We start from the raw sequence: 12,804 nt of genomic DNA on the forward strand, positions 1-12,804 counted from the left end.
GGTGTCAGCTCTCGTCGAGGTGGCGGGCGATCGCTTCCGGGGTGCGCAGGGTGAACAGGTCGCGGATCGTGATCACCGGACCGTACTCCCGGCGGAGCAGCCCGATCAGCCGCACCGCCAGCATGGAGTGTCCGCCGAGGGAGACGAAATCGCTCACCGCGCTCACCTCGTCGTCGTCCAGGTCCAGGGCTTCGGCGAAGAACTCGCAGACCGCGGTCTCCGTCTCCGTCTCCGGACCGCGCTCCCCCGCCGTGGTCAGCGCGCCGAGCGGCCGGGCCTCCGGCAGCGCCTTGGTGTCGGCCTTCCCGTTCACGGTCAGCGGGATGCTGTCGACCCGGGCGAAGTGCGTCGGGCGCAGGAAGTCCGGCAGCCCGGCGCTCACTTCACCCGCCACCTGCGCCAACTCCGCGCCCTCCAGGACGAGATAGGCAGCGAGACGGTAGGCGCCGTCCACCTGCGGGTCGGGCTGGGCGACGGCGGCGACGAACCGCACCGCCGGGTGGGCGGCGAACACGGCCTCCACCTCGCCCGGTTCGACCCGGTGGCCGCGGATCTTGACCTGCTGGTCGGTACGGCCCAGGTAGACGATGTTCCCGTCCGGTCGGCGGATCACCAGATCCCCCGTTCGGTACATGCGCTCGCCGGGAGCGCCGAACGGGCAGGCGACGAAGCGGTGGGCGGTCTGGGCGCTCTGGCCGAGGTAGCCGCGGGCGATGCCGATGCCCGCCACGTACAGCTCGCCGGGGGCCCCGTCGGGCAGCGGACGCAGCCAGGGGTCGAGGACGTACACCTCGGTGTTGTCGATCGCCACGCCCACCACCGGGTCCTGGCATTCGAAGGTGCCGACGCCGAGGGTGTTGATGGTGTACTCGGTGGGCCCGTACAGGTTGTAGCCGACCGTGCCCTCGGTCTCCGCGAGCCGCTGCCAGAGCGTGGGGGTGACGGCCTCGCCGCCCAGCAGCACGAGCGGGGGCCGCCGTTCGGGGTTGTCCAGCAGCCCTTCCGCGATCAGCTGCTGGGCGTAGGTCGGGGTCACGTTGACGACGTCGATCGCGTGCTCGCCGCAGTACTCGACCAGGCGGGGTGCGTCGCGGCGCAACTCCTCGTCGCAGATGTGCACTTCATGGCCGTCGGCGAGCCAGAGCAGCTCCTCCCACGACATGTCGAAGGCGAACGACACCGTGTGCGCGATCCGGAAGGTCCGGTGGCCGTGCTCGGCGAGCACGGGTTCGAAGATGCGGCGCTGATGGTTGATCAGCATGTTGGTGAGACCGGCGTATTCGGTGACCACGCCCTTGGGCTTCCCGGTCGATCCGGAGGTGTAGATCGTGTACGCGGGGTGCCGCAGCCGGTCCGGGTCGCCGGGGGCGAACGTCACGTACGGCTCCGCCTCCGGCAGCGGGCGGTCCAGCTCGATCAGCTCGCCGGTCAGCCGGGGCGACACACCGCTCACGGTGAGGATGACCTCGGGCTGCGCGTCCTCGACGATGGCCGCGATCCGCTCGTCCGGGTGGTCCAGCTCCAGCGGGACGTAGGCCGCGCCGACGCGCAGTACGGCGAACAGCGCGGCGATCCAGTCGAGCGAGCGCGGGATCGCCAGACCCACGGTCGTCTCCGGCCCGATCCCCCGCCGCGCGAGCACACCCGCCACCGCCCGGCTGCGGTCGCGGAGTTGGGCGAAGGTCATGGTCGCGCCACCGGCGACGAGGGCGATGCGCTCCGGGTCGCGGTCGGCCGCGCGGTCGAAGCGGTCGACGACGGTGTCCGTGCCGACCTCCGTACGCGGGGCGGGCTCGGGGTCCGGTCCCAGCCCCGGCAGCGCGCCCATCAGCCCCGTCGTCGAGCGTGCCACGTCCTCCAGCACCCGCAGGTAGTCGTCCAGGAGCAGGCGGGCGGAGCCGGGGTCGCCGTGTCGGTGCTCCAGCTTGACGGTGAGCCGGTCGCCGGGGGTGACGACCCAGGTGTACGGGTAGTGCGTGGAGTCGTCCGCCTGGACGGAGGTGATGCCGTGGCGGGCGTTCATCGCGGCGAAGGCGTCCAGGTCGAGGAAGTTCTGGAGCACGAAAAGGTTGTCGAAGAGGGTGTCGTGCCCGCTGGCCCGCTGGATCTCGCCGAGCCCGAGGTGCTCGTGGTCCATCGCCGCCACCCGGGCCGCCTGCACACGCGACAGGTAGGCGCCGACCGTCTCGTCGGGCCGGGCCCGGGTCCACATCGGCACGGTGTTGAGGAGTACGCCGACGATGTCCCCGTGCCCCTCGCCCTCCCGGCCCGAGACGGTGACGCCGAACACGGCGTCGCTCCGTCCGGTACGGGCTCCGAGCAGCAGGCCGAACGCCCCGGTCAGCACCGAGTTCAGGGTGACCCCGTGGAGCCGGGCGGCCTCCCCGAGCAGCTCCGTCAGCTCGGCGGAGAGCGTCCGCACGAGCGGCCGCGGCAGCTCCTCGGAGAGCGCCGGGGCCGGTCCGGCGAGCAGTGTCGGCCCCGGCAGGCCCGCCAGGTGGTCCGCCCAGAAGCGTTCCGATACGGCGGGGTCCCTGGCGGCGAGCGTCCGGGCGTACTCCTCGAAGCCCGGCACGGCCGGGGTCGTGTCCCACGGTTCGCCCGCGACGACGGCCTCGTACGCGTCGAAGAGGTCGCGCAGCACGATCTCGCGGGACCAGCCGTCCCAGAGCAGCAGGTGGTAGCTGAGCAGCAGCCCGTCCCGGCCGTCGGGCAGCCGCACGACGGTGACCCGGATCAGCGGGGGCTCCCCCGGGTCGAAGCCGCGCTCGCGGTCGCGGGTGCGCAGGTCGTCCACCTCGGCGTCCGTGGCCGGTCGGACCGTACGGACGTCGATGCGCCGTCCGGCCTTGAGGAGCTGGACCGGGTTGCCGTCGGCGTCGGTGGTGAACCCGGCGCCGACGACGGGGTGGCGCGCGATGACGTACGCCAGTGCCTCGGCCAGCGCGTCGGTGTCCAGGCGCCGGGCGAAGGTGAACCAGCTCTGCGCCACGTAGTGCCCTGCGGCGCCCGCCAGTTGGGCCTGGAAGAACAGGCCACGCTGGAGAGGGGTGACCGGTGCGGTGCGCTCGGCGGTGGCGGCGGCCTCGCCGATCCGGGTCAGGGCCGCGAGCCAGTGGCCGGTGATCGTGTCGGGGATGCCCGCCGCCAGGGTGAAGGCCGCGTGGAGGCTGCCGGTGGCGTCGTCGGTCCAGGCGTTGACCTCGACGGCGTACAGGCTGTTCGGTTCGCCGCCGGTGATGCGCGGGGCCTGTGACTCGCCGCCCCGGCCCAGGTAGTTGAAGAGGACCCGGGGGCGTTCGGTGAGGAGGGGGGCCGTCTGGGGGTTGAGGTACCTGAGCCGGCCGTACGCGGTGTGGCCCTCCTCGTCGGGCTGGCGGTCGGCGACCTCGCGGGCCGCCGCGACGGGGTCGGTGTGCGGGGTGAGCCGTACGGGGGCGATGGAGGTGAACCAGCCGACGGTGCGGGTGTAGTCGTGGTGCTCCTCGGCCGGGACCCGGCCGTGCCGCTCCAGGTCGATCGCGAGGTCGGTGGGGGTGGGCTGGGTGTGGGTGAGCGCGGTGCGCAGGGCGCCGCAGAGCAGCTCGGTGAGGCCGGTGCCGAGGGCGGCGGGGGCGGTGCGGGTCACCAGGTCGCTGACGTCGGGCGGGAGGGTGACGGTGGTCTCGCGCAGCTCAGTCGGCTCGGGCAGCGGTGCCGGGGCCCGGAGGGTGGTGATCCAGTAGCCGAGGTCGTCGATCGGCCCTGTGGACCGTACGGCGAGGGCCTCGGCGTACTCCGCGTACGGCGTGGTCGGCGGCGGCAGGGCGCTCCCGTCCAGGGCGGTGGCCAGGTCGTCGAGGAGGATCAGCCAGGACACCGCATCCACGGCGAGGTGGTGCGCGGTGACGACCAGGGTGCGGGTCGCGGCCAGCCAGGAGAACGCGACGACGTCTCCGGCCTCGGGGTCGAGCCGCCCGGCGGCCTCGTTCGCGGCGGCCGTCGCGTCGGCGGTGTCCGGGGCTGTGACGGTGGCCTCGCGGGCGGGTTCGGTGCGCAGGGCCCAGACGCCGTGCTCGACGCGCAGCCGGAGCCGGAGGGCGGGGTGGGCGGCCACGACGGCGTTCGCGGCGCGCCGGATGTCGGCGAGGCCGGTTCCGTCGGCGGCCACCAGGGTCCTGGCCTGGGCGAACCGGGCGAGCGATCCGCCCAGCTCCCGTTGGCGCAGCATGATCGGAGTGAGGGGCAGAGGGCCGTCCTCGCGGCGGGCGGCCGGGGCGGGGGCGGCCTCGGGGGCGCTGGTGGCCAGGTGGGCGGCGAGGGCGCGCGGGGTCTTGAGGAGGAACACGTCCCGGGGTGCGATGGGCAGGCCGAGGGCCCGGGCCCGGTTGATCACGGTGATGGCGATGATGCTGTCGCCCCCGGCGCCGAAGAAGTCGGTGTCGGCGTCCACGGTGGCGCCGGGCAGCGCGTCGGCGAAGACGCCGACCAGCGCGGTGAGCCGGGAGCCGCCGGGAGCGGCCCGGCCGCCGTCCTGCTCCGTGGCGGCGGCCCGCTCGGTGAGGGCCTCGCGGTCGAGCTTGCCGTTGACCGTCAGCGGCAGCGCGTCGACCGGGAGCACCCGGCTGGGGACCATGTGGGCGGGCAGCCTGGCGGAGAGCAGGGCGGTGAGGTCGGCGGGCGGCTCGCCCACGACGTGGGCGACGAGATGGTCACCGCTGTCCGCCACGGTGACGGCGGCATCGACGACACCGGCCAACTCCCTGATGGCTCCCTCCACTTCACCCAGTTCGATACGGAATCCCTTGAGCTGCACCTGGTCGTCGGCGCGGCCCGCGAACTCCAGCTCGCCGTCGAGGGTCCGCCGGGCGAGGTCGCCGGTGTGGTACATCCGGGAGCCGTCTCCGGTGAACGGGTTCGCCACGAACCGGGCGGCGGTGAGCCCGGGGCGGCCCAGGTAGCCGAGGGAGACCTGATCGCCCGCGACATAGATGGCGCCCACCCGGCCCGGCGGCACCGGGCGGAGCCGGTCGTCGAGCAGGTAGGTGGCCAGACCGGGAATCGGGCCGCCTATCGGGCTGGTGTCCCCGCCGCGGGCGAAGTCCTCTTCGGTCAGCACCCGGTGGGTGACGTGGACGGTGGTCTCGGTGATGCCGTACATGTTGACCAGCTCGGGCGATGTCGTGCCGTGCCGCTCGGCCCAGCCGCGCAGCCGCCCGAGGTCCAGCGCCTCGCCGCCGAAGATGATCCGGCGCAGGGCCGTGACCGGTTCGTCCGCGTGCAGGTCGGCCTCGATGAACTGGTAGAAGGCGGACGGGGTCTGGTTGAGCACGGTGACGCCGCGCTCGCGGACCAGCCGGTGGAAGTCGACCGGCGAGCGGGTCAGCGCGTACTCCGGTACCAGCAGCTCGCCGCCGTGCACGAGCGCGCCCCACAGTTCCCAGACGGCGAAGTCGAAGGAGAAGGAGTGGAACTGGACCCAGACGTCGTCCGGGCCGAAGCCCATGTCGGGCCGGGTGTTGGCGAGGAGCGTGACCACGGCGGAGTGCGGGACGACGACACCCTTGGGCCGGCCGGTCGAGCCGGAGGTGTAGATGACGTACGCCGGGTCCTGCGGGCCCGCCCCGGGCGCGGCGGTGGTGTCGGCGGGCGGGAGGCTGTCGCCCTGGACGAGCACCCGGGCGTCCGCTCCGGCCCTCTCCAGCAGCCGGGTGAAGCGGTCGCGGTGCTCCCGGTCCACGAGGACGACCTGCGGGGCGGCGTCGGCGAGGATGTACGCCAGCCGTTCGTCGGGGTGGGCCAGATCGAGCGGTACGTACGCCCCTCCGGCGGTGACGACGGCGATGAGGGCGGTGACCTGCTCCAGGGAGCGCGGGACGGCGACGGCGACCCGGTGGCCGGGGCGGACTCCGGCCGCGCGCAGGGACCGGGCCAGCTTGTCCTTCTCGGCGGCGAGTTCACCGTACGTGAGGGAGCGCGTCCCGCCGTCCAGAGCGCACTGGGTGACGGCGGTGGCCGCCGGGTCGCGGTGTGCGGCGGCGTCGAACAGCTCGCCCAGGGTCGCCGGGGTGATCTGCTCCGGGGTCCTGCCGGTGCCGGGGGCCGCCAGCGCGTCGACCGGGGCGTCCGGCCGGCTCAGCAGCTCGGTGAGGGTGCGGGTGAAGGTGGCGAGGATCGCCTCGGCACCTTCCCGGCGCAGGAGTTCACCGTCGTAGATCAGGGAGAAGCGGGGGCGGCCGTCGTCCGCGCGCTCGACGACCAGCGTCAACGGGTAGTGCGGGGCGCCCTCGTTGACGATGCCGGTGATGACGAGGGTGTCGTCCGGTCCGCGCAGGGCGTCGGCGTCGGTGGCCACGTCGAACACCACCAGGGTGTCGAAGAGGGAGCCGGTGCCGCCCTCCCGGCCGGTCGCACCGCTCTGCCTGCCGATCCTCGCCAGTGAGACGTGCTGGTGCGCCAGCACCGTGCTCTGGTGCTCCTTGACCGCGGTGAGGAGGTCGTACGCGGTGTCGGTGGCGGCCCAACGGGCCCGTACGGGGATCGTGTTGATGAAGAGGCCCACCATGTCCCGGATGCCGGGGACCCCGGCGTCGCGTCCCGAGACGGTGGAGCCGAAGACGACGTCCCTGCCGTGCAGGATGCCTCCCAGCGTCACCGCCCACGCGCTGTGCACGGCCACGCTCAGGGGCACGCCCGCCGACCGTGCGGCGATGTCGATGTCGTCGGCGGGCTGGACCGCGACGTCGGCGAACCGTTCGGAGGGGGTGTGCCCTTCGGCGACCAGGGAGGGGCCGGGCAGTCCGGCGAGCTCCTCGCGCCACACCCGGTCGCTCTCGTCCTGGTCCTGTTCCGCCAGCCAGGCCAGGTAGTCACGGTAGCCGCCGCGCGGGTGCACGGAGCCCGGTGCGTGGTACTCCGCCAGCAGGGCGCGGAGCATCGGCGGCACCGACCAGCCGTCCGCGATGATGTGGTGCACGGTCTGCACCAGGACCGTGCGGCCGGAGCCCGCGCGGATGAGGGTGTAGCGCATCAGGGGGCCGGTGGCGAGGTCGAACCCGGCGCGGCGGTCCCGCTCGGCCAGTTCGCGGATCTCCTCGTCGGTGAGGCCGGGGCGGTCCAGCGCGGTGAAGGGCGCCCGGGTGCCGCTCTCCACGACGGAGACGACCCGGCCGTCGGCGAGGGCCGTGAACCGGGCGGCCAGGTTGGGGTGGAGCGTGAGCAGCCGGGTGGCCGCCGCCGCGAGCCGGTCGGCGTCCACCTCGCCCCGGAGCGTGAGCAGTTGCTGCTCGACATAGCTGCCCGTGGCGTCGTCGTCGAAGACCGAGTGGAAGTAGAGGCCCTCCTGCAACGGGGTGAGCGGCAGGATGTCGCGCAGCTCCGCGCTGTCCAGGTCGTCGACGTCGGCCTGGGTGAGCGGCACCAGGGGGAAGTCGCTGGGGGTGTGGCCGCCTTCCTCGAGCGCGGCGAGGGCGGTGAGGGCCGAGCGGAAGTAGCCGCCGAGGGTGGTGATGTCCTCGTCGGTGAAGACGCCGTCGGGCCAGGAGATGGTGGTGACCAGCTCGTAGGCTCCGCTCGCGTCGGGTTCGGCGATGGCGTTGAACTCCAGGGCGCGCGGCAGGCGCATCCTGGGGTCGCGCTTCTCGCCCAACTGCCCGGTGGCGCCCGCGAGCTGCCAGTCTCCGGAGGCGCCCGCGTCGTAGCGGCCCAGGTAGTTGAAGAGCACCTGGGGTGCGGGGACGTCCAGCCGGGTGCCGGTGAGGTAGTGCAGGGCGCCGTAGGAGACACCGTTGTCCGGTATCCGGGCGAGGTCTTCCTTGACCGCCTTGAGGGCGGTGGCGAGGTAGGCGGGCGCGGTGGGGTCGGCGGCCGGGCCGGGGTCCACGGTCACCGGGAAGAGGGTGGTGAACCAGCCGACCGTACGCGACAGTTCGGGTTCGAAGCCCGCTGTCCCGGCGACGAACCGTCCCTCCCGGCCGTGTCCCTCCAGCTCGATGTGGGCGAAGGTCTGGTCCTGGCCGAGGCCGCGGCGCCACCGGGCGAGGGCGACGGCGAGTGCGGTCAGCAGGACGTCGTTGATCCCCGCGTGGAACTTCGCGGGGATATCGCCCAGGAGCGAGGCCGTCTCCTTCGCCCCGAGGGACACGGTCCGGGTCCTCTCCCGGGCGACGGTGTCGGCCCCGGTGAGGGCGCGCCTGCCGATCGGTGCGTCCGCTCCGGGCAGGGCGCGCCGGAAGGGGGTGCGGTCCGCGGCGAGGGCCGCGCGCCCGAGCAGCTGGGTCCAGCGGCGGAACGACGTGCCGGTGGGCGGGAGTTCGACGGGCTCCTCGGCGGTGTACCGGTGCCAGGCGGTGGCCAGGTCGTCCATCAGGATGCGCCAGGACACGCCGTCGATCACCACGTGGTGGGCGACCAGGACCAGTTGGCGGTCGGCGCGGCGCCAGACGGCGCGCAGCATCACGCCGTTGTCCGGGTCGAGGCCCTCGGTGGCGCGTTCGACGCACTCCTCCAGCGGTGCTTCGCTCTCCTGCCATCCGACGGCGGCCCCGCCCGGCCGTGGGATGTCGAAGCTCCAGCGTTCGCCGCGCACCAGCCGGGCGCGGAGCATGTCGTGGCGGTCGAGCACGGCGGCGAGGATGCGGTCGAGGGCGTCGGCGGTCAGTCCGGCCGGGGTGTTCAGGACGACCGACTGCACGAATCCGTCGATGGCGTCGGTGGTCTCGCCGAGCCACTGCACGACGGGCGGTCCGGTGACGGGGCCGGTGGGTTCGTCGCCGTGGTCCACGGTGGAGATGTCCTCGCGGCTCGCCACCGCCGCCAGCGCCCCCACGTCGGCGTTGCTGAAGATCTGGCGTGCGCTCACATGGAGGCCGACCTCCCGCAGGGCGCTCAGCAGGGAGATCGCCAGGATGCTGTCGCCGCCGAGCTGGAAGAAGTTCTGGTCGACGCCGACCTCGTCCACGCGCAGCACCGCCGCGAACGCCGCGCACACCAGGCGCTCGTTCTCGGTGCCGGGCGCCGCGAGGGTACCGGTGGCGGCGGGGGGTTCGGGCAGGGCGGCCCGGTCGAGCTTGCCGTTCGCGGTGAGCGGGAACTCGCGCAGGACGACGAGGTGGGCGGGGACCATGTACTCGACCATGTGGGTGGTGGCCCACGCCTTGACCTCGTCCGCGGTCAGCTCCTCGTCGCCGGTCGAGGGGATGACGTAACCCACCAGGTAGGTGCCGCCTGCACTGTTCTTCCTGGCGACGACGCAGGTGTGCCGTACGCGGGGGTGTTCGGCGAGGGACGCCTCGACGTCCTCGATCTCCAGCCGCATGCCGCGGATCTTGATCTGGTTGTCGGCGCGGCCGAGGAAGTCCAGGGACCCGTCCGGGGCGTACCGGGCGAGGTCGCCGGTCCGGTACAGCCGGGACCCGTCGGCGGCGAAGGGGTTGGCCACGAAGCGCGAGGCGGTGAGGCCGGGGGCGTTGACGTATCCGCGCCCCAGAAGGAGCCCGCCCACGTACAGTTCGCCGCCGACGCCGACCGGTACGGGGCGCAGCTCCTCGTCGAGGACGTACAGCTGGGTGTTGGGGTTGGCCTTCCCGATCGATGTCGACAGGCGTTCGGCGGCGCCCCGGTAGATCACGTGGGAGACGCCGATGGTCGTCTCGGCGGGGCCGTAGCCGTGGTACATGGGGATGTCGAGCCGGGTGCGGAACCGCTCGTACAGCTCCGGGGTCAGCACCTCGCCGCCGCACCAGACGTGGCGCAGGGAGTCGAGGCGGTCGGAGTCGCCCGCGATCTCCAGCAGTACGTCCAGCATGGACGACACCAGGTAGGTGAAGGTGACGCGGTGCTCGGCGATCACGCTCAGCAGGTGGTGCGGGTCGCGTTCGCCGCCGGGGCGCAGGATGACCAGCCTGCCGCCGGAGACCAGCGGCAGGAAGATCTCGTTGATGGAGATGTCGAAGGAGAGCGGCGCCTTGAACAGCGACGCGTCGTCGTGGCCGAACCGCAGGATCTCCTCCCGCTGCCACAGCAGGCGTTCGCTGATCGCCTCGTGGCGGATCATGGCGCCCTTGGGCCGCCCGGTCGAGCCGGAGGTGAAGATGACGTACGCCAGTGAGGTGCCGTGGACCGCCGTGTCGGGCGCCTTCGCCGGGCAGGAGCCGTACGCCCAGTTCCCGAGGTCGACGGCGACGGCGTCCGGCTCGGCCGGGTCCGGCTCGCCCGAGCTGTTGAGCTGGAGCACCACGCGGGCGTCCTCGATGACGACGGCCCTGCGCGCGGCGGGCCACTGCGGGTCGAGGGGGACGAACGCGCCCTGTGCGCGGAGCACGGCGAGGAGGCCGATGACCATCTCGGCGGAGCGGCCGAGCGAGATCCCGACGACCTGTTCGGAGCCGAGCCCGCGTCCGATCAGATGGTGGGCCAACTGGGCTGATTTCTCATCGACTTCACGGTACGTCAGGGTGCGGCGCTCATCGACGACCGCGACGGCGTCCGGCCGGTGGCGCGCCTGCTCGCGGAACATCTCCATGAGGGTCGGGCGGACCCGGTCGGCCCGGTTGTCGTTCCATCCGGCCAGGGTCGCGATCCTGGCCGCGATGCCGGACGGGCCGACGGTGCCGACGGGCCGGTCCGGGAAGGCGGCCAGGTCGTCCAGCGCGAGCTGCGCCTCGGCGGGCCGGACGCCGTCGGGGACGGTGATGCTCAGCCCGTCCGCGCCGACCTCCCAACCCGGTTGTCCGCCACCGCCGTTGTCGGCCCAGCCGAGGACATCGGCGAACGAGGTGGCGGGGGTGAGGTCGATACCGTCGGGGCCGGTGCCGGTGGCCCAGTACGCCAGGGCGATGGCGCAGGCTTCGGCGACGGTCCGGTCGCCGTAGTCGCCGACCCGGCGGCGCACATCGGCGAAGTGGGTGGGAGAGAGCAGTACGTGAGGAGCGGCCGGTTCCGTCATCGAGGACTCAGCACCCTTTCAAGGTATGCGCGTTAGCCTGACCTTGCCGAGGTTTGACCTAACTTCCTTCGCGCCATGCCCGCCACAGGCGCGCGTACATGCCCCCCAGAGCCACCAGCTCCTCGTGTGTCCCTTCCTCCACCACACGCCCGGCGTCCAGCACGGCGATCCGGTCCGCCGCCATCGCCTGGGTCAGCCGGTGGGCCACGTACAGCGTGGTGCGGCCCGCGCAGGCGGCCAGCACGGCGCGCTCCAGCTCGGCGGCGCCCTCGCTGCCCGCCTCGGCGGTCGACTCGTCGAGCACGACCACCGGGGAACTGCTCAGGACCAGCCGGGCCAGGGCCACTTGGGCGACCTTGGTGACGTCCAGGCGCTCGCCGCCCTCGCCGACCATGGCGTTCAGCCCGCCGGGCAGCAGCCCGACCCAGCCGTCGGCGCCGACGGTGCGCAGCGCCTCCATCAGCCGCTCGTCGCTCGCCCCGGGGGCGGCGAGGCGGAGGTCGTCGGCGAGCGGCCCCGAGAACACGTGCGTCTCCTGGGTCAGGATGCTCACCAGGGACCGCGCCTCGGCCTCGTCCAGCCCGGCGAGGTCCCGCGTCCCGATGCGTACGGTCCCGGCCTGCGGGGTGCCGATACCGGCGATCAGCGCGGCCAGGGTCGACTTGCCCGCGCCGGTCGCCCCCACGAGCGCCAGGGAACCTCCGGCGGGGATGGTCAGGTTCACCTCGCGCAGGACCGGTTCGTCGGTGTCCGGATAGCTGAAGGTGAGGTCCTGGACCGTCACCGCGTACGGTACGGCCCCGGCGCCGCTGACGGAGGCGTCGCCCACGAGGCGCTCCTCCGCGGGCTCCCCCAGGACCCCGACCAGGCGGGTGAGGCTGGCGCCCGACTTCTGGGCCTCGTCGAAGGTGAACATGATGGCGCCGAGCGGGGTGAAGAGGCGGTGGAACATCAGCGGGGCCGCGGACACCTCGCCGAGGGTGGCGGCGTCGGCCTCCAGGAGGGCGTACCCCACCACCAGGATCAGGACCAGCCCGATGAACTCGGCGCGGTTCTCCCTGCCGACGAACCGGCCGAAGAACCGGAACACCTCGACGCCGAGGTTGCGCACCCGCCAGGACTCGGCGGTGACCTTCTCGCGGACGTCGCCCTCCAGGCGGTACGCCCGTACGGTGTCGATCCCGTTCAGGCCGCTGATCAGCGCCTGCGCGCGGTCGGCCTGGGCGATGCGCTGCTTGCGGTAGAGGGGGGCGGACCGGGGGAGGTACCAGCGCAGGGCGAGGGCGTACGCGGGCAGGGCGCAGGCCCCCGCCAGGCCGAGCCGCCAGTCCAAGCCGAACATGCCGACCGTGGCGATGGCCACCAGCACTCCGGCCGAGAAGACCGTGGGGATGGCCTGCCGGATGCCCTTGGACAGGACGGCCACGTCGTCACCGACCCGGGAGAGCACATCCCCCCGGCCGACCTGTTCGACGCGGGCGCTCGGCATGCCCAGCACCGCCCGTACGGCGCTCTCCCGCAGCTGGGCGAGGAGCTCCGCCCCCAGCCGCCCGATCAGGTACGTGGAGGCCGCGGTGGCCGCCGCGCCGAGGACCGCGGCGGCCACCATCAGTGCGCCGACCGTGACGAGCACCGAGCGCGACTCGCCACCGACCACCCCGTCCACCACCCGGCCCAGCAGCAGCACGGGGAGCACCTGGAGTGCCGCCCCGGCGACGGTGGTGAGCACGGTGGAGAAGGTCAGCCACGGGGTGCGGCGGCAGTGTGCCGCGACCCACCCGGTGGCCTCTCTGCCGCTCGCCGTACGCAGCTTCGCCGGGGCGGTGGTGGTGGTGTCGGTGACGGTCACGCGTTCGCCGGCTCTCGGTGGGGGGAGGGCA

At 73.3% G+C, this 12,804-nt stretch carries 2 protein-coding genes; both read right to left on the bottom strand.

Annotated elements, in window-relative coordinates; genetic code table 11:
• Positions 1–4 precede the first annotated feature (4 nt).
• Positions 5–10,924: a non-ribosomal peptide synthetase gene (locus B7C62_01075; GenBank protein ARF71002.1), complete on the bottom strand. Its 10,920-nt coding sequence runs from the start codon at positions 10,922–10,924 to the stop codon at positions 5–7.
• Between the two features lie 58 nt (positions 10,925–10,982).
• Positions 10,983–12,773 (bottom strand): multidrug ABC transporter permease, encoded by a 1,791-nt coding sequence (locus B7C62_01080; GenBank protein ARF71003.1) that lies wholly within the window; start codon positions 12,771–12,773, stop codon positions 10,983–10,985.
• Positions 12,774–12,804: the final 31 nt, after the last annotated feature.

The sequence above is a fragment of the Kitasatospora albolonga genome (assembly GCA_002082585.1).
Lineage (GTDB): Bacteria > Actinomycetota > Actinomycetes > Streptomycetales > Streptomycetaceae > Streptomyces > Streptomyces stephensoniae.

Coding starts and splice junctions, on each gene's coding strand:
- B7C62_01075 (ARF71002.1), bottom strand. CDS start 10,924: ATGACGGAACCGGCCGCTCCTCACGTACTGCTCTCTCCCACCCACTTC.